General features: G+C 58.6%; 15 protein-coding genes. 1 reads left to right on the top strand and 14 read right to left on the bottom strand.

Translation table 11 applies throughout. The annotated features are described in order from the left end of the window. From PV407_RS25025 to pyk, 10 genes are all read right to left on the bottom strand, one after another. Positions 1–726 (bottom strand): SAF domain-containing protein, encoded by a 726-nt coding sequence (locus tag PV407_RS25025; RefSeq protein WP_332092739.1) that lies wholly within the window; start codon positions 724–726, stop codon positions 1–3. A 130-nt stretch (positions 727–856) separates the two neighbouring features. After that, entirely contained in the window at positions 857–7,153 is a 6,297-nt protein-coding gene (locus PV407_RS25020) for a PKD domain-containing protein (protein WP_332092738.1), read from the bottom strand. A gap of 891 nt (positions 7,154–8,044) precedes the next feature. Continuing rightward, positions 8,045–9,247: an S-layer homology domain-containing protein gene (locus PV407_RS25015; protein ID WP_332092737.1), complete on the bottom strand. Its 1,203-nt coding sequence runs from the start codon at positions 9,245–9,247 to the stop codon at positions 8,045–8,047. Positions 9,248–9,876: 629 nt separating this feature from the next. Beyond that, complete coding sequence (gene nfsA, locus PV407_RS25010) at positions 9,877–10,614, bottom strand: oxygen-insensitive NADPH nitroreductase (RefSeq protein WP_332092736.1); 738 nt, start codon at positions 10,612–10,614, stop codon at positions 9,877–9,879. Next, positions 10,611–11,219 carry a TetR family transcriptional regulator gene (locus tag PV407_RS25005; protein WP_332092735.1) on the bottom strand — a complete coding sequence of 203 codons (609 nt, stop codon included), beginning with the start codon at positions 11,217–11,219 and terminating at the stop codon, positions 10,611–10,613. The genes nfsA and PV407_RS25005 overlap by 4 nt, the downstream gene beginning before the upstream one ends. 79 nt (positions 11,220–11,298) lie before the next feature. Continuing rightward, positions 11,299–12,465 (bottom strand): YhgE/Pip domain-containing protein, encoded by a 1,167-nt coding sequence (locus PV407_RS25000; protein ID WP_332092734.1) that lies wholly within the window; start codon positions 12,463–12,465, stop codon positions 11,299–11,301. A gap of 341 nt (positions 12,466–12,806) precedes the next feature. Next, positions 12,807–13,979 carry a GGDEF domain-containing protein gene (locus PV407_RS24995; protein ID WP_332092733.1) on the bottom strand — a complete coding sequence of 391 codons (1,173 nt, stop codon included), beginning with the start codon at positions 13,977–13,979 and terminating at the stop codon, positions 12,807–12,809. Positions 13,980–14,034: 55 nt separating this feature from the next. Further along, entirely contained in the window at positions 14,035–15,222 is a 1,188-nt protein-coding gene (locus PV407_RS24990) for an MFS transporter (protein ID WP_332092732.1), read from the bottom strand. Between the two features lie 92 nt (positions 15,223–15,314). Then, positions 15,315–15,821, bottom strand: coding sequence for an NUDIX hydrolase (locus PV407_RS24985; protein ID WP_332092731.1), 507 nt, complete (start codon positions 15,819–15,821; stop codon positions 15,315–15,317). Between the two features lie 94 nt (positions 15,822–15,915). Next, complete coding sequence (gene pyk, locus PV407_RS24980) at positions 15,916–17,349, bottom strand: pyruvate kinase (RefSeq protein WP_332092730.1); 1,434 nt, start codon at positions 17,347–17,349, stop codon at positions 15,916–15,918. A gap of 129 nt (positions 17,350–17,478) precedes the next feature. On the opposite strand from pyk, the gene PV407_RS24975 reads away from it, so the two are divergent. Continuing rightward, positions 17,479–18,264 (top strand): helix-turn-helix transcriptional regulator, encoded by a 786-nt coding sequence (locus PV407_RS24975; protein ID WP_332092729.1) that lies wholly within the window; start codon positions 17,479–17,481, stop codon positions 18,262–18,264. An 84-nt stretch (positions 18,265–18,348) separates the two neighbouring features. Here PV407_RS24975 and PV407_RS24970 read toward each other — a convergent pair whose 3' ends face one another. The 4 genes from PV407_RS24970 to PV407_RS24955 all read right to left on the bottom strand — a co-directional run bounded on the left by PV407_RS24970 (position 18,349) and on the right by PV407_RS24955 (position 21,452). Further along, entirely contained in the window at positions 18,349–18,972 is a 624-nt protein-coding gene (locus tag PV407_RS24970; protein ID WP_332092728.1) for an MBL fold metallo-hydrolase, read from the bottom strand. A gap of 17 nt (positions 18,973–18,989) precedes the next feature. Then, entirely contained in the window at positions 18,990–19,556 is a 567-nt protein-coding gene (locus PV407_RS24965) for a thioredoxin family protein (RefSeq protein WP_332092727.1), read from the bottom strand. A 169-nt stretch (positions 19,557–19,725) separates the two neighbouring features. Next, positions 19,726–20,346 carry a DedA family protein gene (locus tag PV407_RS24960; protein ID WP_332092726.1) on the bottom strand — a complete coding sequence of 207 codons (621 nt, stop codon included), beginning with the start codon at positions 20,344–20,346 and terminating at the stop codon, positions 19,726–19,728. Between the two features lie 179 nt (positions 20,347–20,525). Next, positions 20,526–21,452: a LysR family transcriptional regulator gene (locus PV407_RS24955; RefSeq protein WP_332092725.1), complete on the bottom strand. Its 927-nt coding sequence runs from the start codon at positions 21,450–21,452 to the stop codon at positions 20,526–20,528. Between the last annotated feature and the right edge of the window lie 4 nt (positions 21,453–21,456).

The raw sequence follows: 21,456 nt of genomic DNA, 5'->3' as shown, positions 1-21,456 counted from the left end.
TCATCTCCTTCCTATGACAAATACGGATTCCTCCGAGAGCGACGACGCCGAGACGGCGATGACGAGCTTCGCCTTTTTCGTCCGGCATGCGCGGTCGATCGCCAGCCATTGCTCCTCGGACAAATTCAAATTGATTTGGTCGATCGCGCCGTTCGCTTCCCTGCGGGATGCGTACATTTTCTCGGTATCGCCGTTTACCCGCGAATACAGATTGGGCGATTTCGGATTGTCGACTTCCACATTCGCGGACGATTTGACCGAGGCGACCGTAATGTCCTCGTCGAACAAACGTCCGGCCTCTCCCTCGTTTCCGGAAACGTACAGCTTTACTTTGTCGCCCGCCCGAATGCCGCCCGGCAGCGATAAAATGTACTCCTTCGGGATTTGAAACGTCGCCTGCCCGGCCGACGGCAGCAAATGGTACTTGTCCACCTTCCACGACAAAATCGGTTCGTTCGTTCCGAGCGGCACGACCGACTCCAAGCCGACCAGCTGCGCCGAGTCCGTAAACATCCCTTCCTCCAGAGACCCGGCCAGCACGGGCTTCATCGCGAGCATTCCGGCTTCGATCATCGTGCCGGCGGGAATGAAATCTTTCGGCACGACGACGTTGACCGTCTGTTGCAGCTCCACCTGCCTCAGCTGCAGCTTGTATACGCCATAGACGAGAAACGCCGCCAAGAGCGCAGCCGAGAAGCTGATCAGCAAGTTTCGTTTTTTGTTCACCGGCATATCCCCCTCAAGTAACGAAAAAGGACGCAAACGGTCGGTTGCCCGATCGCCTGCGTCCTTCGCAAACGTTTCTCGCACATGCTATATTCATATAATACCATTTATGTTCCAAATTGTAAACCGCCTATTGCCGCCGATGTACGTCGACCGCATCGTTAACGTTGCCGATAATCCGCACCGGGACGTCCTGCTTTTTGACGACTCCGTTCGCATAGCGGATTTGAAAATGGATCGGCAGCACGCCCACGGGAATCCCTTCGGTCGCCGACATGAATTTGTCGTCGTAAAGCCGTCCTTCGAAACGGGTCGCGTCGGAGTCGGATACGGCCAGCACAGTGGATACGGTTAAGGCGTTTCCGTCGATTCCGACGGTGTCGATCCATGCTTTCGCTTCGCTTACCGGCGCGGGTGACGAGACCGTCTGCACGACGAATATTTCGCCGGAATAAAAATCGATCGGCACCGTCGTCGTGTTGTTGCCTTTTTGTTCATGGATGGCCAGCCACTGCGGCGTATGGCGAACTTTCGCGTCGATCGTCAGCGGCAGCGCTTCGAGCGTTTTCGTGATGCGGCTCTCGGCATATCCGTCGGAAACGGTAAGCGTCACGGTATACGAACCGGGCACCGGAAAAAGCTGAACCGCGTCGGGCGTGCCGCATGTGCGGACCGTTCCGTCCGTCATCCGGATTTCCCAAACGGAAGAAAGCGCGTTGCCGTCCGGATCGGACGACAAATTGTCCAAATGGACGGTGTCCCCTTCCCAAATCGGCTTCGGCGACCAATCGAAATCGGCAACCGGCGGCCGGTTCGTGAGCAGCCATTTGTCGCCGGACCATGGCGACCAGACGTATCCGTCGAATACACGCACGCGAACGCGCAGCTTTTGCCCCGCCGGAAGCGCGGTGCCGACCAGATGGCTTTGCGTCGTTGCGGACGTATGTTGCGACACTTCGCCGGAATCGTAGACGAGCGCCGTGTTCGCTTCGTTCGCGATATGCACCTGATATTTCAAAAATACGGTGCCCGGGTCCGGGTCCCACTGGTTCCACGCAATCGCGGGCTGCGGGCCGGAAATCGTCGGGCTCGCTTGCGATCCGGACGGATACGCGACGTCCGCTCCCGGCGAAAGGTTGATGCGCAGCCAGCCGGTATTCGACCAGTCCGACCAAAGCGCGCCGTCATAAACCCGCACGCGCGCCTGCAGCGGTATGCCGGTCGGCAGATCGGCGGTCACCGTCATGCTTTGGCTCGTCGCCTGCGTCCATTGGCCGGCGGCGTAATCGTAAACGAGCGAACCGTCCTCGCCCATGATTTGGACGTGGTAATGCTGGAACACGTTGCCGTACGCCAAGTCCGGATCGTATTGGTTCCAGGACAGCGTCGGGCGCCGGTTGTCCTGAAGCAGGTTCGCCGCCCCGGCCGAGGGACCGTTCGGGAACGTAAGCACCGCGGACGGCGGGCCGTTGACGATCATCCAGCCGACGTTCGACCAGTCGGACCACGTTTCGCCGTCGCTCGCCCGCACTTGCACCTGCAGCTTCGTTCCGTACGGCAAGTCGACCGGCACGGTCCAGGCGGCGTAATTCGAGCTCGTCCATTGCGGACTTTCGCCGCTCTCGACGACGATCGCGCCGGAGCTGTCGGCAACTTTGACGTGGTAGCCCTGGAAAACCGTCCCCGGCGTGTCGTGCTGCTCCCATGTGATGGTCGGCCGTCTCGTATACACGAGGCTCGGGCTCGCTTGCGATCCGTTCGGAAACGTCAGCGTCGCCGTCGGCCGGTTATTGGCCGGCGGAATCGTCCCGATCGTTATCGTCTGCGAAACCGGGTAGCTCCAGGCGCCGTATTCGTCTCGCACTTTCAGGCCGACCGTATAGACGCCGGTTTCCGTCGGCCGCGTCAGCTTGCTTTGTACGTATTGGCCGCTCGGCGACACGTAATAGTAAAGCCGCTCCATAATGCCGCGCGTCGCCCCGTAATCGATGCCGGTCGCATCCGGGGGCGAGTACGTCCCGGCGTTCACCCATCGATCGGGGTCGTAGCTGGCGTCGCTATAGCCTACCGTACCGTCCCCGTTTATCCATGCAGACATGACGGCGACCGGTCGCCGGTGCACGATGAGCCGCTTCGCATAGGCGTTCGAGTCTTTGCGGTAGCTGTCGAACACGCCGCTCGGCCACAAATAGCTCGGATGCGGATCGTCGCGCGCGCGAAGCGTAATCCAGTATTCGCCGACTTTATCGAAATATTGCTGCGGCCCGGCGAACGTTTGCCCGTTCAAGCCCGATACGCCTTGGTTATTCATAAATTTCGGCACATGCGCGATCGACCAACGGAACCCGCCCGACACCGGATCGTTCTCCGGATCGGCGTACGCAATGTTTTCGTAGCGCGCCTCCGCCCGGGCCGAGCCTTCTTCCCAAATGGCGTATTGCGTCAGCCATTCGACATTTTGCTTCGGAATGCCCTTGAGCGACACGCCTTTGAAGCTGACGTACGATTTGGTCGTAAACGGCCCGAGCTTGCCGCCCGCGAACGTACCGTCCGAGACGGATACGTACGGAACGCCGTTGAGCGTAACGTCGATTTGGCTGCCGGCCATTTTCACCCGGAACGCATAGTCCGTATTCGGCTGGAACGGGTACGGAATGCGGGATAGTACCGTTCGTGCGCCCCCGATATAGCGCGAAACGTAGATCGTAGCGGCGTCCGCTTCGACCGCGTACCGGTTCGTCGGATCCTGCATCCGGAACGAAAATCCGGCGAGTCCCGTATCGATGCCCGGACGTTTCATGTTCATCGTGAACGACAGCTCCGTGTCGTCGTAAGCCGTCCCGGACATGAACTGGCCGAGCCGGAAGCCGCTCCTCACGACGGTTTGCCGCGGCGTTCCTTTGGCGATATAGATGTACCGTTTGCCGGACAAGCCGCCTTGGGAATTCGACTGGTAGTCTTGCTGGTAAATGCCGAGGAACACCCCGTCGGCAATATATTCGCCGCTGACCAGTTCGTCGTTTTTCTCGGATTCGTGAAAGCCGAGATCGTCGCGCCGGGTGTTGTACAAGCCATCGCCCCAGCTGCGGCTCGTCCCCGAATCGTCCGTGATCGTGCTTGGTCCGGAGAGCGGACCGTAGCCGCCGCTCGGCAGGATGCCGAATCCGCCGGACATGTTGCTGATCGGCGTTCCCGACCAGTTCGAAAGCGCGCCGGTTGTTCCGTTAAGCAGTTCCTGGTAGTTCGTGACCGTCGGCACCGTGCATCCGTTGCAATACGTCTGGTAGTAGCTGCGCGTGATCAATTCGTTCGTTACCGGGTTGTAGGCGGCTACCGGACGGCTTTCCCAGTTTTGATCGAACGTCCCCACATCGTGCCTGTACCCGATTCCGCGGAGCTTGGTGATCCAGGCGAGCGACAAATCCGCATTTATTTTGTACGCATAATAGGCGATCGGGTAAGATTGTTCCGCCCCTTTCTTTTTGCACACTTCCTGGATAAACGAGAAGTACTCGCCGTCCAGCCCTTTATACAGGCCGATCGGAATCGTGTAGTAGCAGCTCGTTCCGTCGGCCTCGACCCGGCCCGGGAACGTGACCGTATTTTTACGAATCGTGTTCCCCTGCGGATCGATCTCGATTTGTTCGATATGCATATCGCCGCCGAAAAAGTTGTACGGGCCGCTTACCAAAACGGCGTTGTCCCCTTTGTCGTACATCGTGAAATAGCGGCTCTGTTTGCCGGTATGCTGGAACGGCGTTCGCAGCGATGACGCGAACAAGTCCTCGTTATCCAGCCGGACGTTTTTTTGCGCCCCGGTATACGAATCGTACGAAATGACGCCGACGGCGACCTTGGAAGGGAGGTCCGAGCCGTTATACCCGACTTGCACGACGCAATTGCACCCGGATTGGGTTTCCTCGTCGTAGTATTCGAACGACTCGTAGGCCGCTTTGTACTTGCTGCCGCCGCCGATGAATTTGTAGATCGTGCTGCCGGCCACCTCGAAGCCGTACAAATGGGGGAGATTGTACGTGAGCGTCGTGAAGCCTTTTGCGCCGGAATAGTCCCCGTTCTTGATTTTGTCGGCGTTTTTCCTTATGTCGTCGTAGCTTTTGTACAAAGGCACGGCGTATGAAATCGCGTCGTAAATCCCGTTGCCGGAAATCGTATAGTCGTACGGATCGCCCCCCTCGGGCCAGCGATGCTTCAGCGAAGAACCGAACTGGCTGCTGTTGTCTTTGGAATATTCCGCTGCATACTTCGGCATTTTGCTCAAATTGTACCCTTTGAGCGCGTTCGCGTAGCCGTCGTAGCCCAACATATCGAAAATGAGGTGCGTCTTGTTCGTCTTCAGGATGCTTCCGAACTCCACCGGCTGCAAGGTGGTTATGCCGCCCGAAGCGACCGGCACCAATAAAGGCTGCGACCGGCTCGTATCGAGCGTCTCGATGCCTTTGTAAGGGGAGATCCGGTTCGCCCCGAACCCGTTGTCGGTGTACGGGTTGAAGTACGGCTTGTACGTATTGCCGCCTCCGCCGCCCCAACTGTAGTAGTTGTAAATGTCGTAATATCGTTCCATCCCTTTGCCGAGGCCGGCGGTCAGCGCGCCGTTCGCGTCGCTCCATGCGAAGGCATGGTTTGCAATCCGGTTGTTCGTGTTGACGTCGTACAGCGGCCACGAAAGCATTGCTTGGACGCCGAACGTAACCGGCACGTTGACTTCGGGCTGCTCGTTTTTGCCGAACAGATCGAACGAAACGGTCGGCGCCAGGTTGATCGTATCCAGCACCATGATGCCGACGGACTGCGTAGCCGATGCATACGCGCACTGGCCGTAGTCTTCGCACACGTACACGTCGAACAAATATTTGCCGACGCGGTTCGGCGTAAACGACGATTTCGCCAGCGTACCGGACAGCGATTGCCACGGATCGTCGGCGAAGCCGTTGTTCGCCGCATCGTATTTGTACCGGTAAGCGGCGCTGACGAGCGCATCGTCGTCCGGGCTGTACGATTTGTTGAACAGCTCGTACGTTTGCCCGCGAAGACCGAGCGGCGGCACGTCGAGCTTGCCGACCGGCGGCTTGTCCGGCAGCACATCGATCGTACACGTCGCCGGGGCGAGCGACCGGAGGCCGGCGCTGTCGTAGACGTAAAGCTGCACCTGAACCTTGATCGGTTCCGACGTCGGATTGCTGTACGACGTTTGCTTGTTCGTCCACGCGTTGCGGCTTTCGTCGATCGTACGCCCGACCGGACTAAAGCTGCCTTTCGCGCTGAACTTCGCCGGATCGACCGGCCGGTTCGCCTTGACCGGCGTCGGAACGCTGCAAGCCGCGATCGGGTTCGGCGGGATTACGTCCAAAAAGACGGTACGGCTCGTTTGCGCGCCTCGCCGATCCGTTCCGGTTACGCGTATCGCAAAATTGCCGACTTGGTCGGCTTTGATATTGTAGAAATGATCGTCGCGATTATCGAAGCCGTAGGTCGACGGCAAGCTTCGTATCCAGCCGCTGCTACTTCCCGCGAAGTCCCATCGCCATGTAATCGGGTAATCTTTCTCGGCGTCATACGGCGACGGCGGCGTCGAGCTTGGATCCTGGATAATGCGCAGATTGACCATCGAACCGACGACGACTTGCGTAACCGGATCGGTACCGGTACGGTTATGTTCCAGGAAAAATCCGGCCCGAAACTCGGGCGGCGTGTTCTCGGTACCCGACTCGTTCACGACAAACGGTTTTTCCTTGATCCATCCCGAGTCGCCGCAGCTCGTGTAGATTTGCAGAGCGACCCTGCTGGTGCTGACGGACAAGTTGTCCGGGTAATTCGGATAAGCAAAGGACGTTGCCGCCGTTTGTCCGTTGACGTTGGCCGTCGTCCATGTAATTCCGTTTTGAATGAAGCGATAGTTATGGTATTTGTACGTACAGCCGTTCGGGATTTCGAACTGCTTCGGCACCACTTTGAAATCTTCCGTATATCGGATCGAAGAAGGAACCAGGTCGAAATCGCCGTCGATCCCAACGTTGACGGGAAACTCGAATTCGGCCGTATTGTTCAGTTCGCCGTCGGGGGGCTGTTCCTCGATGTCGTTGTTATAATCGACGATCAAACGGAACTTTACCGTTTGCGGGCCGAGCGGCGTGTAGGAGAATGTGCCGGATAGAAGCTGTTCGGTGTCCGCGCCATTAAATGAAGCCTGGCTCACCTTTCCGCCGGTAATCAGGTTTTGCACGTAGACGGTGAACGGCCGGTTTTCGATCTTTTTGCCTTTGTTTTTGAATTGGTACGTAAACGTTTTTGCTTCGCCTATTTGGACCGGGCCCGTTGTGGTGATGGTGATGGGGACGAGGTCGGGTTTAGACGAGTCGACTTCTTCATACGTTACCCTTAGCGTATATGGCGGGTATTTGTATGTCATAGCGTCGATATCTACGTCGAAGGCAGAAAAATAAACCATGACCTTGGCGCCGTAGGCTGTGAGATTCTTAGAATATCCGGAATCTCCGTTGAAATTTTGATAGTATTGAACGGCAAACTCGCTGGCATCTGATTTCAAGATAACATTGATCGGTTGTGTGCTTGGGTCAGATACGCCATATAAAACATTTGGAAATAGGTCGGCGGGCGCTCCGACTGAAGCTGAATAATCCACTGTAGCTATCCCCACTGCCTCACTTGTATCGACAGCCTGACGATTAATTACAATTCCTTCTGATGTTTTAAAATCCTTATCTAATGCCCCGCTTAGGATTAAGGAATCATCGTCACATCCGGGATATGCGTACATCCCCGTCTCATCTTTCGGTGGCGATATGTCAGATGGATTTGATGAGAGATCGGGACAAGCGCGCTGCTCCCCATATTTGTTGTAGCCACTATCGATTCTTATAAAATTTGCATACCAATCTTTGCGGCTATCTGTTGTAGAATACCGATACCAAGCATAATATCCTTGTGCTGTTTTATTCCCAATTGAATGAATGGGAGTGTCTGTACCTTCAAGGGTAGCTGTCCCGGTCCAAATAGTTTGGCCCGCAGCTGCAGGAATATCTTTTACAATCGTCTCTTCGTTTAGAATCACGGCTTCTTTAATTTTGTAGCCGGGTTTCGATAATTTAATTTCACTTGATGTTAAACTTTTATATTTGCTATAGCCGTTGGACCAACTGTCTGTATTAAAAGTAATGGCCTCATCTGCATAAACCAAATTGGGGGAAGGATAGAGCAGGATACTACTCAACAGAAAACTGACGAGCACAATGGCTGCCCCAGTAATCCATTTTTTCTTAATTCGCATTAGCGGCTCACCCTACTCTATCGACTCCGGTACTTTGGAGTTCAGCAGATATTTTGTGTAAATATTATTAGGAGGAATTGCCGGCGCACTAATGTTAATTGAGATTTCGCCACGAGTTTTAACCTTTTTGGGAATTACTTTTGCTGGATAATCTCCTAGTTTATTTTGGTATATATTACTTACCCCGCTTATTATTCCATTTTCCATATCCTGACGATCGGTCAAAATACCTGAAATGTTTTGAGAGGCAAAAACATCAGAATTAACATAAGTAGATGTATCCCGGTTGTAAGCTACTCGACCTTTAAAATAAATAACATAACAGTTACTTAATTCAAACACAGACTGCCCATTTCGTGTAAAAGGGTTCCACCATTTCAGTTTAGAAACATCCCCCAACAAATTACGATGAGGGTCACTCGGATCATCCATATCAATGGCAATAACGCTATCCAACTCAGCTCGGAAATTCCCATCAGGCGTTTCAACAAACAAATTGTCCGGATTCCAGCCGTCTGTAAGAACGACTCCATTATTGCTTATTGGCAACACCTTCCCAAAAAACTCAGGCATCACCGTAAAAATATTCGTCTTATGCCAAGCCAACTCCGCGCGGTTGACGGCGTATTTGTCTACCTCCAGCTTGCCGCCGCCGTTGACGGTCAAAATCCGCTCGATGACCGTCACCGACTGCGCGCGCGTCGTCGCTTCGCCCTCGCCGAGCTCGCCGCCGCTTAAGCCTTGGATCAGCCCGGCCTTCGTCGCCAAATACATCAGCTCGCCGTCCGGCTTGTTCGTCTCCGCCTTCTGCAGCTCCCGATCCGTAGCCCGAACGACCATCCGCGCCATTTCCTGCCGCGTAATCGGCGTATTCCAATCGCCTCCAGCGAAATCGCTCCAGCGATGAATGCCGGCGCTCACGGCGGCGTTCGCATACGGTACGTACCATTCGCCGCCGTCGGTTTTACCGCTGACCGGGAGCTTTAAGGCGGTGACGACCATCTTCACGAATTCGCCGCGGCTTACTTGTCGGTCCGGACGGAACGTTTTGTCCTCGTAGCCGTCGACGTAGCCTTTGCCGACCGCCTTTTCGATCGATTCCTTCGCCCAATGGGAGGCGCTGTCCGCAAACGAAGCCGAAGCCGTCTCCCCCCCGGCTGCAGACGCTGCGAGCGCAGCCCCCAGAAATACGGGCACGGCCAACTGTTTCCACATCATCCATTCCCCTTTTCGACGCAACTGATTTTACACGTAGTATCCCATGAAATCCGTTCGTCCGTCCACAATTTTCCACATCATCCAGTGTTTATGACGATCCGTCCCCCCTCCCTGTCCCAAAACAAAAACCGCCACTACGCGCGTCCTTTCGAACGCAACATAATGGCGGTGCTTCCGCTTATCGTGTATATTCCAAAACTTAACATATCCTGCAGGTCGTGTCAAGATATCATACTGCCGTTCAAAGTGATCGCATCGGACTCCCGGAACAATCGTGTCGTGGGTAGACCGGCTTCAAGTTGTAAAAACGGGAAAACCTCCCGTAATTTTTCTCAATTTGCCCACTGACGGCCACATTAGCGGGAAAACCTCCCGATAACTTCACCCGAATCGCTCTTATTACCGAGAGGACGCAACATATACGGGAGCTTTTCCCGATAAAACGAACCGCCCCCTATTCGGGGACCAATTAACGGGAGGAATTCCGGTTATCACCGAATTCATTCATTCGTTCCGCCTGACAACCCAAGGAACGCCTGTACGCGGGACGAAAGGGGCCGCCCACCGCACGCACGCCCTACTTCGTTTGCCCCGACCAGCAACAACACCCTTCCAATCCCGTCCCGTTAGTCGAACCGAAACCCCTGCTCCTCCAAATAGTCGCGCACATACGCGCGGGCGGGCCTGCCGAATTTGTCGGCCATCTCCTTCGACCACGTCGTGTCTCGCTTGCCTTTCGTCCGCTCGAGGTAATATTCGCGCATCGTCTTGTCGTACTCGGCGACGGCGGCGGCGTACACGCCCGCATCGTACGCTTCGCGATGCAGAACGGCTCGCAGCGGCAGGCGGGGACGTACGCCCGACGGGCCTTCCGGATACCCCAAGCACATGCCGAAGATCGGATAAACGAGCTCGGGCACGTTCAGCAGCCGCGTCACTTCCCGCAAATCGTTGCGCAGGCCGCCGATGTAGACGATGCCGAGGCCGAGCGATTCGGCGGCGACGGCGGCGTTTTGCGCGGCCAGGGCGACGTCGACGGTCGCGACGATGAAATTTTCCATCGTGCCGGATACCATCGTCACGCCTTCGTTCGCGCACGCAAGCCGGTCGCGGCTTAAATCGGCGCACCAGACGAGCAGCACCGGACACTGCTCCACGTGCCGCTGGTTGCCCGCCACGACGGACAGCGCCCGCTTCGTCTCCGGATTCGTGACGGCGATGACGGTGTAAGCTTGTACGTTGCTCGAGGTCGACGCCATTTGCGCGCAGCGGACGATCGTCTCCAGCATGTCGTCCGAAACCGCATCCGGCTTAAAGCTGCGAACGGACCGGTGCCGCAGCAGCAATTCGGTCACGTCGTTCATACGTAATCCTCCGCCTTTCCCGGTACGCCCAGCCCCCGAAATATAAAAACGGCGGCGTCGCGGTACATATTGTCGAACGTCGGTACGCCGTCGCTCAGGAGCGGCAAAAAATAATCCGTATTTTTATGGAACAGCAGCGCCCCCATGATGAAAAACATCGTGTTGTCGAGCGAGCGGAATCGAAACACGCCCGACCGCCTTCCTTGCTCGAGCAGCTCGCGCACTTTTCGCCATACGGGAAAAATGTTTTCCTGGATCGTCGCCACCCGCGGGGACTGCTTGAATATTTCCTGCTGAATGATGATGACGAGCTCGGGATCGTTCAACCGGAAGCGGGTCACCTCTTCGACGAGCTTCTTGATGCCGACGACCGGGTCGTGAAAATAAGGCTCGTATTCCTCCATCCGGTTGCCGGGAAAAAACGTCTTGAACAAGGCGCCGAACATATTGTCTTTGCCGCCGAAATGGTACGAGACGAGAGCCACGTTGGCCCCTGCCTCCTCGCATATTTGCCTAACCGACGTGCCGTCGAACCCTTGCTTCGCAAACAGTTTTTTGGCCGCCAGCAAAATTTTCATTTTCATGTCTTGTTCCGAAGCGGACATGCGCATCCCCTCAACCATCGTCGTTGCGTGAAGCGGTCGCGTCGCTTAGCGCGTTACGTTTATTATGTCGTTTATCCGCTCAATTCGCAAGCTGCGGCCCGGTAGCGGCGACGGCGGCGGCGGGAGCTTTGTCCTTGCGAAGCCCCGCGATCAGCAAACCGATCGCCAGCGCGACGAGCGCGATAAGCGACAGTCCCCCTACGGCTCCCCCGATGCCTTGCCCTCCGAACAGCAAATCCATGTTGCCTTCCACCGCATACGTCGCCGGCAAATAGCGGCTCAGTTCGTAATAAAAGCCGGACAGCAGCTCGCGCGGCACCATCGCCCCCGACGATACGAGCTGGGCGGACAGCGCGATAATGTTGAGCAGCATGCCCGCATTGCCGAGCAGCAGGACGAACAGCTGCGAAAACGACATGAACGCGAACAGGCAAAGCGCCTCGAACCCCCACAGCTGCATAAAGCCGTGAACCGACTGTCCGCCGAGCAGCAAAACGAACGACGAGCCGACGAACGACGTCACGATCGCCGCGGCCGCATTAAGAACGACGCGGGCGAAAAATTTATGCAGCCGCCCGATTTGGGCGCCGATCATTTGCGACGACTGCTGCATGTTCATGCCCATGATCATCGAGCCGACGTACGACGCGAGCACGAGCATCATCGGAACCATCTGGTTGTTCATGCCCGATACCGGATTCATCGACTGAACCGATCCCGTCACCTTCTCCGCCATCGCTTCCGCCGTTCCTTGCGCCTGGGCCGCCGGAACGTTCATCTGCGTCAGCACCGCCTGGGCGCCGGCCGCTACGGCCTGCTTGTTCACCGCCGCCGTTACGTTCGCCGACACGCCGGACATGATGCTTTTGATCAAAGCCGGGTTCGACTCGTTGATGTAGTAGTGCAGCTCGCCCTTCTGTCCCGGCGTCTGCAGCTGCTTGGAAAATGCGGCCGGAATGTGGATGACCATCTGCACGTCCCGCCCGTTCAACCGCTCCTTCGCTTCGTCCAACGAAGACGCGGCCGACACCCGGAACGGCAAAGTCGTCCGCAATTGCTCGGCCACCTGTTGGCCGAGGCCGGCGTCCTCGTTGACGACGGCGATTTGGAGCTGCGACGTATGGTCCGTAACTCCGTTATAGCCGGTCATCCAGACGACGCTGAAAATAAGCTGGAACATAATCGCCGCCATAATGCCGATTTTCGTCGGCGTCTTTTGCAAAAAAGCTTTTAACGCATTTCCCATTCGCAAACTCCCTCCGCAGCTTGTGTTAAACATTCGTTTTAATTAAACGTTTGTTTAACACTATACCAGCGACATATGCGGCTGTCAACATCCCCGGCATTTTAGTGCGAAGCGCCGATAAGCCGAGTAAAAACGGAAGCCGTTCGAGCCGAATGAGGGCAACCGCGACCTAACGCCGGTCAAGCCGATCGACGTTCGACTCGGCCTTAACGGGACGCAGGTATCGCTGCGTGCGCTGCGGTCGGCGGGAGGTCCCATCGAGGCTTGCGTTCGGCCGGAAACGGGACGGAGTTATCGCTTGCATGCGGCCGCCGGCAAAGCCGAACGCCCCCCGTGCCCGCTCAGCCGACCGTCGTCCGGCCGCCGCCCGCCGACTTCGATTCGTACAGCGCCCGGTCGGCCGATTCGATCAATCGCCGAAAGTCGCCGTCCCGCGGATAAGCCGTCGCCGCCCCGGCGCTGATCGTCACGTACCCGGTGCGGGAAGCGGCGTGCTCGAGCCGCAATGCGCCCACGGCTTCGTGCAAATAGCCGGCCAGCTTGACGACGCCGGCTTCGTCCGTTTCCGGCAGCACGACGGCAAATTCTTCGCCGCCATAGCGGGCGATAAAATCTTTGGACCGCCTCAAGCTGCCGCGAAGCGCCCCGGCGACCGCGACCAGGCAATCGTCGCCCCGCTGGTGTCCGTTTGCGTCGTTATACGGCTTGAACAGGTCGATGTCGATCATGATCAGGGAGAGGCAGCGGCCGTTTCGCAGCGCCGCCCCCCACTCCTCGGCTATGCGCGCGTCGAACGCCCTCCGGTTGAATACGCCGGTCAAGCCGTCTTTGTAGGAAAGCCGTTCCATCGCGTCGTGTTTCCGTTCAAGCTCTTTGCGCTGGGCGAATTCCACGATTTTATACCGCTCCATCACGTAGCCGACGACCGCCGAGCCGATGAACGTGGACAGCAAATACAAATTGCCGTTAATGTAGGACAAATAAGCGGTATCGCCCGCATGAAGCCGGAACGGCTTCTGGACGACGTACACCGTCAGCGCGTAGCCGGCGATCAACAATACGGAAACGGCCGTAGCCTGAATCCAGCGCAAGCCGAACAGCGTATAATTGCCGAACAAAATCAGCATCAAGCCGGCGAAATAAAAATAGTTGGCCGGCTCCTCCGGCGACAGCACGGCGATAATCCCGACCGAGCCGGCTCCGGAAACGAGCTGCACGACAACCATGACGGTCTGCTGCCGCTCCCGGAACAGCTTCGTAAACGTCATTGCGTAGCCAAGCAGAAAAAACGGCACCAAAATGCCGTACCGAATGCCCCACGTTTCGTATTTCGAGAACGGCGCCGCCCAAATATCATCGATGCCGAGCAGGGCGAACAGAAGCAGGGAGACGAGCAGGCCGAAACGGAGAATGGGCAAATGCTTCTCGACGAAATACCGGTCGAACTCTTCCTCCGAATCGGGATCGAGATGAAGGTCGAGTCTTTTTTTCAATCCGGAAACCCAGCTTTTCAAAACCGCTCCACACTCCACCTCGAATTGTCGGGCCGTCTTCCGCTCGCCCGCCGACTCAGTCTCCCGCCGCGGCGGCCGGCCTGCCGAGCCGCAAGCCGTACCAGCCGCAGACCGCGAGCAGCAGCGCCGCAAAGCCGAACGCCGCCGGCAGGCCGGCCATATGCAGCAGCAGCGAGCCGCCCATCGGTCCGAGCGTCATGCCCATATACCGCAAAAAATTGTATACGCCTACGGCCGTAGCCCGCTTATGAAGAAACGCCGACGTCAGCAAGGCGGTTTGCACCGGAAGCGATAAACCGACGAACAGGCCGAACAGCATGTCCGCCGTCAGCAGCAGCCCGAGCGAACGCGAAGCCGTGACGATAAACAGAACGACCGCGGCGGCCGTCAGCAGCGAAGTGGCCGAGAGCAGCCGCTCGGGACGCAGCTTTCCGGCGATTTTGCCCCCGGCGAAGCTGCCGATGACGAGGAACAGGGAGATCGAGACGAACGCCATGCCTTTCTGCGACGAGTTCATCCCGTAATCGGCGGTCAGCACGTCGGGCAAAAACACCAAATAATGATAAAGCGCGTAATACTGCACAAAGCCGAGCGCGGCGACGAACAGCCCTACCGGGTGCGTAATGACGGCCGCATAATCTTTCCACGAAAACCCCCCGGCCGAGCGGACGGCGGGCTTCGTCTCCGGCACGAGCCAAACGTTCAGCGCTATCACGGCGCAGCCGACGCCGAACAGCACCAAAAAAACGGAATGAAACTCGATCCATTGCGAAATCCAGCCTCCGGCCACGGGGCCGAGCACCGGACCGAGCGCGACCATCATTTGGAACGTCCCCATGGCTTTGCCGCGCTTGCCGCCTTCGAACAAATCGCCGATGACCGTCACGGCGACGACCGAGCCGGCGGCGATGCCGATCGCCTGCAAGCCGCGAAACAGAAGAAGCGTCCCGATCGTATCCGACGCGTAGCAGCCGAGCGAAGCGGCCAAATAGATGACGTTGCCGGCCAGCAGCACTTTTCGTCTCCCGATCGAATCGGTCAGCGGGCCGTATACCATCTGCATGAGCGCGAGGCACAGCGTGTACAGCGATACGGTCATGCTCACCCAAAAGGCGGTCGTATGAAAAACGCCGGCCACCTCGGGCAAAACGGGCGTGTAAATCGTCTGCGAAAACGGCCCCAAAAACGCCGAAAACGACAACAAATAAGCGATGCCTCGAATCGGCTTGCGCGTTTGATCCATCCGTCTCTCCCCCAGCCGTATTCGGTATTTCCTCGAAGCACGACAATCGGGACCGCCACGGTTCGTGCGGTCCCTGCTTCATTCTATTTGCGCTATGTTTGAGCCAAAAAGAGGCGGGCCGGCGCTTCCGCGATCGTCCACGTCGCTTCGTTATGCGGAGGCAGCCACTCGACCCTGGCGTTCAAAAAGCCGCGCCGGTTCAAAATATGGTCCAAAAAGTCCCGATGGTAGCCCGGCACGTTTTCGTTCGCCGCGATCCCGTCCAGCTCGACCCAATGGGCGGTCTGCTTGTCCGGCTCGAGCGTTTGAAGCGTTCCGCGCACCTCGCGCGCCGCAAGCAAAAAACAGACCGAATGATACTCGGCCGCAAGGTTCAAAAACGTGACGACGCCGACCATGTCCAGGCCGGAGACGTCGAGTCCGGTTTCCTCCCGCATCTCGCGGATGCACGCCTGCTCGATCGTCTCGGTCAGTTCCACGTGACCGCCCGGCGGGATGTACTTCATGTACGTTTTGTAAACCGGATTCAGCTTTTGGATCATGGCGATGCAGCCGTCGCGCACGGCGATGCACGATACTTGGACGCGGACCGACGACATTGGCGAACCTCCCATCCGGTAGCGAAACCGTTTTTGTTCCGACCTTCGGACATTCTACGCGAGCAAGGCCAAATCCTCTTTTGCCGCAGAAAAATTACGCGTCCGCGAACGCCGGAACTTCGGCGATTTTCATCAAGTTCGTCGCTCCGCTTCGCCCGACCGGCACCCCCGCGGAGACGATAACGGCGTCGCCCGGAGACAGCGCCCCGCTCCGGACGGCGCTGCGCATCGACGACTCCAGCATCTCGTCCGTCGTCGCCGCCGGCTGGCCCAGAACCGGCACGACGCCCCACAGCAGGCAAAGGCCGCCGAGCACGTTCTCGTTCGTCGTCACCGCGACAATCGGCACGTTCGGCCGGTATTTCGACACCATGCGCGCCGTAAAGCCGGTTTCCGTCGGCGTCAAAATCGCCTTCGGCCCGAGCTCGAGCGACGCTCCGACAACCGATTGGCTGATCGCCTCCGTTACGCCGGCCGGGTGCCAGGCGACTTTTTGCTCGAACGATTCCCGGTACGGCAGCATCGTTTCCGTCTTCTCGGCGATCCGCGCCATCGTCGCGACCGACTCGATCGGATAGCGGCCCGCCGCCGTTTCACCGGACAGCATGACGGCGTCGGTGCCGTCCAGCACGGCGTTCGAGACGTCGCTCGCTTCGGCGCGGGTCGGCCGCGGATTCGTCTGCATCGACTCCAGCATATGCGTCGCCGTGATGACCGGCTTGCCGGCGGCGTTGCAAGCCCGGATCATCCGTTTTTGCACGAGCGGAACGTCCTCGACCGGAATTTCCACGCCCAAATCGCCGCGGGCGACCATGATGCCGTCGGACGCTTCGACAATCTCGTCCAAATGGTCGACGCCCTCTTCGTTCTCGATCTTGGAAACGATCCGTATGTGCCCCGCTCCGTGCCGCTCCAGCAGCTCGCGGATTTGCACGATGTCGGCCGCCTTGCGCACGAACGAAGCGGCGATGATATCGACCTTCTGTTCGACGCCGAAGGCGATATGCGCGATGTCGCGCTCGGTGACGCCCGGAAGCGAGGTGCGGACGCCGGGCAAATTGACGCCCTTGCGCGGCTTCAGCTTCCCGCCGTTCACGACGCGGCAGACGACCTCCGTTCCTTCCGTCTGCTCGACTTCGAGCTCGATCAGGCCGTCGTCGATCAATATTTTCGAGCCGACGCGCACGTCTTTGGGCAGCTCCGGATAGTTCACCGACACGCGCTTCCCGTCCCCCGCAATCGGCTCCGTCGTCAAGACGAACGTCTCGCCTTCCGTCAGCTCGTACATCGGCTCGGCCAGCGCGCCGATCCGCACCTCCGGCCCTTTGATGTCCATCAGGACGGCGACGACCGTTCCCGTTTCCTCGGCCGCCCGGCGCACCCGTTCGATGCGCGCGGCATGCTCCTCCAAGCTGCCGTGCGCCATATTCAAGCGGGCGACGTTCATGCCCGCGGCAATCATTCGTTTGAGCACGTCGATCGAATCGCAGGACGGCCCCATCGTACAGACGATTTTCGTTTTGCGCATAACGTGAATTCGTTCCTTTCGCGGATGATGTCGTTCCTATTGTAAGCCGATCCCCGAATCGGCACTATGAAATATAGTACGCATCGTGTAAAATAGTACGTATCAATCTGACGCGAAGGTGACATCGCCATGCTGCAAGTCGAGGACGTCCGCCAGGACAAAGGAACGGGCTGGTACCGGGAAGCGAACCCCGCCGAGCCGCTCCGCACGCTCGTTCTCGTCACGTACGGCTCGTGCGTATACTGGATCGAAGGCGACAAGGTCGTCATGGAAAAAGGCGACGTCCTGCTCATAGCCGACCGGGCGTCCTATTACGGCAAAAGCATTCCGACCGTGCTCCACGAAAAATACGTCGTCTCGTTTCGGCTGACGGAAGGCGGCCCGGAGCTGCCGCTGCTCGCCGAGGAGCCGTACGTGTCGTGGAAAACCGGTCTGTACGACCTGCTCGCCGACCGGCTCAAAACCGCCTGCGACGGCTGGGCCGAGAGGCTGCCGTACCGGGAGCCGATGGCGGCGGCGCTGCTGCTGGAGGCGCTCGTCCATGCGAACCGCGAGCTCGATCGGAGGCGGCCGTCCGGCGAGAAGCAGCGGCTCGCGGAAGCGATGCGCGGCTATATCCAGCTGCATCACCGCGAACCCGTCACGAAGGAACGCCTCGGCGCGGCGATCGGCAAAAGCCCGAACTACGCCGCGACGCTGTACCGGTCCGTGACGGGCCAGACGATCGGCGAAAGCGTCCATGCCGCGAGAATGAAAACGGCGCAGTACATGCTGCGCCATTCGCTGCTGACGGTCGCGGAAATCGCCGAGTACGTCGGGTACGGCGACCCGTCTTACTTTTACCGCATGTTCAAGCGGCATACCGGCCGCGTTCCGTCCGAGCTGCTCGCCGAAAGGGATACGTCGCGGGACTGACCCGGCGGCTCGAGCCGGCGCCAACGCCCCGAGCAACGCAAAGAAGCTTCGCTTCGCCTCCCGGCGTCGCAAAGCTTCCGTTTTTTACACGTAAGGATTGTACTGCTTCTCGTACCCGATCGTCGTCGGCCTGCCGTGACCCGGGTACACCTTCACGTCGTCCGGCAGCTCGAACAGCGTGCCGTGGATCGACTCGAGCAGCTCGCGCTCGCTGCCTCCCGGCAAATCGGTCCGGCCTACCGACAGCCGGAACAGCACGTCGCCGCAAAACAGCCGGTCGCCGAGCAGCAGGCTGACGCTGCCGGGCGAATGGCCGGGCGTATGAAACACCCGGAATTTCTCGCCGAGCAGCTCGAGCGTCTGTCCGTCGTCCAGCGCATATTCCGCCGGTTCCGTCACGATCGGACCGCCGAGCTCCGGCCATCGGGCGGAGCCGTTCTTTTTCGGATCGGTCAGCCAGTCGGCTTCGGCGTCGTGCACGTAGACGGGACACGTTTTCCATTTGCGCAGCTCGTCCACGCCGCCGATATGATCGAAATGCGTATGGGTGAGCACGATCGCTTCGATGTCCATCGTTTCGATGCGCTTGAACAGCGGCTTCGGATTCATGCCGGGATCGATGACGATTCCTTTCGTCCGCTCCGCGTTCGTCAGCAAGTAGGCGTTCGTTTGCAGCGGTCCGAGCTCGAAAGCTTCCACATTCAGCATCGCAAGTCTCCGTCCGTTCAAAAAGTGGAAAGCAGCTCGCGCAGCTCCTGCGCAATCAAGGCATGGTAGCCGGTGCCTTCGCCGTAGCGGGCTTTAATCTCGGCGCGAGTCGCCTTCAAATTTTCTTCGTAATCCGGCGCGTTCCGGTCCGGATTTTGCTGCTTGAATCGGACCATCGGCTCCTGCACGTGCCGCGGACGCGGTCCCCACTGCCCGAGCACGAAGCCGCCCGTATCGGCGAAAATGACGACCGGAATGGAGCGCCCGCCCATCGTCAAAAACTGGTCCATCGTGTCCAGGTTTTCCTCCATGATCAGCACTTCCACCGGAATGCCGGAGTTTTCGAGCAGCCGGAAAACGACCGGCACGTTGCGGACGACGTCGCCGCACCAGTCGGCGGCGATAATGAGACAGCGCAAATCGTCGCGGTTCGAGAGCGATTCGAAAAAGTCGCGGTCGCCGTCCGAGCCCCATTCGAAGCGGTTGTACCAGTCGAGAAATTGTTCCCGGTTTTTCGTCATGCCGTCGATAAACTGCTGCGGCGTCAACCCTTTGCCCAGCTTGTCGGCCACGTTTTTGCTCATCGCCATTCCTCCCTCGTATGTATGGATGCCTCTATATTAGCTAAAAGACGGACCCGTGTCCATTCGACGAAAATACGGCGCCGGCCGTTTCGTCCCGAAAAAAAAGCCGCCGAAGCGGAGCTCCCGGATCTCCGTCCGCGGCTTCGTCGGCTGCGCCTTGCGCCGCCGTTCAGCGGCCGCCCTTTTTCCGTTTCGACCGTTTGTAAATCAGGTAGCCGGCGTACAACACCGTCAGCCCGACAGCGCCCCACATCAGCTCGGTCATATATTGCGAGGCAGTCTCGTCGATATTTTGCCAATTGTCGCCGAGCGTCATGCCCAAATAAACGAACAGCATCGACCACGGAATGACCGCCAGCGTCGTCAGCAGCGTAAACCTCGACAGCGGCATGCGGGCCATGCCGGCCGGCACCGAAATCGCATGGCGGACGACGGGAATGAACCGCGCCGTGAAAATGACGCCCGTCCCGTATTTGTTGAACCATTGCTCCGCCACGTCGATATGGTGCTTGTTGATCAAAATGTATTTGCCGAATTTCTCCAGCACCGGTCTGCCGCCGTACCGGCCGATCCAGTAGACGAATATTTGCGCGATGACGCCGCCGATCGTGCCGAACAGCACCGCCAGCCAGTAATTGATTTCGCCGAGAGACACCAAATAGCCGCCGAAGGCGAGCACGATTTCGCTAGGAATAATTTCGATCATAAGGCCGATCATAATGCCCCAATAGCCAAGGTCGGTCAACCACGCGGTCGCCGTATCGATCAAACCGTGAAGCCATTCGCTCATCCGTACCCAACTTTCCTCGTATGATGGAGCGCCGCCGCGGCGAACGAAGCTGTCCCGCGCCGCCGGCCTGTCCGCTCGCCCCCTATTCTATCATATGGCCGCTAATCGCGCACCCGGACCCTAGGCCGGGCTCCGTCCCCGCGACTCCCTCTTCCCGTGCCGGCAAACGGCCGAACGCCTTACCCTCCGGCCGCGAAAAAATCGAGGAGCGACTGCTTCAGCCGTTTGGGCGCCGCGTTCAGCTCCCGTCCGCCCCGCGCGACGAGGCCGTGCGTCAGCGGCACCGGCTCCGCCCGGAGCGCGCACAGCTCGCCGGCGCGAATTTCCGCCTCGACGCCGACTTCGGGCAGCAGCGCGACGCCGAGACCGCTCCGCACCGTTTGCTTGATCATCTCGAGGCTGGCGAATTCCAGCGCGTCGCCGTCTCCCAGTCCGTGCGCCGACAAAAGCTCGCTCGCGTACGTCTGGTACACGCACCTGCTGCCGAAGCCGACGACCCGCACGCCCCGCAGCCCTTCCCATCCTTCTCTCTCGTGGATGCGCCCGATCTCCGGCGACGCGACGACGATCAGCTTCTCTTCCCGCAGCGGGAAAAAATCGAGATCGCTCTGCTGCGGGCGCTGCGACACGATGCCGAGATCGACCCGGCCGTTCGACACGCTTTCGACCACCTCGCGGTAAAAGCCCGTCTCCAGATGAAGCCGGATGTCCGGATAAGCGGCGAAAAAGGAGCCGAAAAACCGCGGCAGACGCGTCACGCAAAACGACTCGAGCGCCTGCAGCCGGACCGTGCCGCGCGGAGTCTCGATCCGGCTCATCGCCTCCTCGAGCGAGTCGCTCAGGCTGGCGAACTGGCGGGCGAATTTCGCCATCTCGACTCCCGCCTCCGTCGGCTCCACGCCGCGCGCCAGCCGGTCGAACAGCTTTTTGCCGCATGCCTGCTCGAGCGACCGGATGTGCGCCGTCACCGTCGATTGCACGTAGCCGAGCTTGTCGGCGGCCCGGCTGAAGCTTTTTTCGCGAAACACCGCCAGAAACGTTTTGAAAAAACGGCCTTCGAGCTGTTCGATCAACCGGCTCTCCCCCTCGTCAACGCGTTCTGTCATTTCA

This window comes from Paenibacillus sp. GYB003 (genome assembly GCF_036577625.1).
Taxonomy (GTDB): domain Bacteria; phylum Bacillota; class Bacilli; order Paenibacillales; family NBRC-103111; genus Paenibacillus_AB.
The sequence above is the reverse complement of the archived record's forward strand: the minus strand, read 5'-3'. Positions and strand labels throughout refer to the sequence as shown.

What these genes read in the sequence shown, in the direction of transcription:
- PV407_RS25020 (WP_332092738.1), bottom strand. Translation starts at nt 7,153, where the DNA reads ATGACATACAAATACCCGCCATATACGCTAAGGGTAACGTATGAAGAA.
- PV407_RS25015 (WP_332092737.1), bottom strand. Translation starts at nt 9,247, where the DNA reads ATGTGGAAACAGTTGGCCGTGCCCGTATTTCTGGGGGCTGCGCTCGCA.
- nfsA (WP_332092736.1), bottom strand. Translation starts at nt 10,614, where the DNA reads ATGAACGACGTGACCGAATTGCTGCTGCGGCACCGGTCCGTTCGCAGC.
- PV407_RS25005 (WP_332092735.1), bottom strand. Translation starts at nt 11,219, where the DNA reads ATGTCCGCTTCGGAACAAGACATGAAAATGAAAATTTTGCTGGCGGCC.
- PV407_RS25000 (WP_332092734.1), bottom strand. Translation starts at nt 12,465, where the DNA reads ATGGGAAATGCGTTAAAAGCTTTTTTGCAAAAGACGCCGACGAAAATC.
- PV407_RS24990 (WP_332092732.1), bottom strand. Translation starts at nt 15,222, where the DNA reads ATGGATCAAACGCGCAAGCCGATTCGAGGCATCGCTTATTTGTTGTCG.
- PV407_RS24985 (WP_332092731.1), bottom strand. Translation starts at nt 15,821, where the DNA reads ATGTCGTCGGTCCGCGTCCAAGTATCGTGCATCGCCGTGCGCGACGGC.
- pyk (WP_332092730.1), bottom strand. Translation starts at nt 17,349, where the DNA reads ATGCGCAAAACGAAAATCGTCTGTACGATGGGGCCGTCCTGCGATTCG.
- PV407_RS24975 (WP_332092729.1), top strand. Translation starts at nt 17,479, where the DNA reads ATGCTGCAAGTCGAGGACGTCCGCCAGGACAAAGGAACGGGCTGGTAC.
- PV407_RS24970 (WP_332092728.1), bottom strand. Translation starts at nt 18,972, where the DNA reads ATGCTGAATGTGGAAGCTTTCGAGCTCGGACCGCTGCAAACGAACGCC.
- PV407_RS24965 (WP_332092727.1), bottom strand. Translation starts at nt 19,556, where the DNA reads ATGAGCAAAAACGTGGCCGACAAGCTGGGCAAAGGGTTGACGCCGCAG.
- PV407_RS24960 (WP_332092726.1), bottom strand. Translation starts at nt 20,346, where the DNA reads ATGAGCGAATGGCTTCACGGTTTGATCGATACGGCGACCGCGTGGTTG.
- PV407_RS24955 (WP_332092725.1), bottom strand. Translation starts at nt 21,452, where the DNA reads ATGACAGAACGCGTTGACGAGGGGGAGAGCCGGTTGATCGAACAGCTC.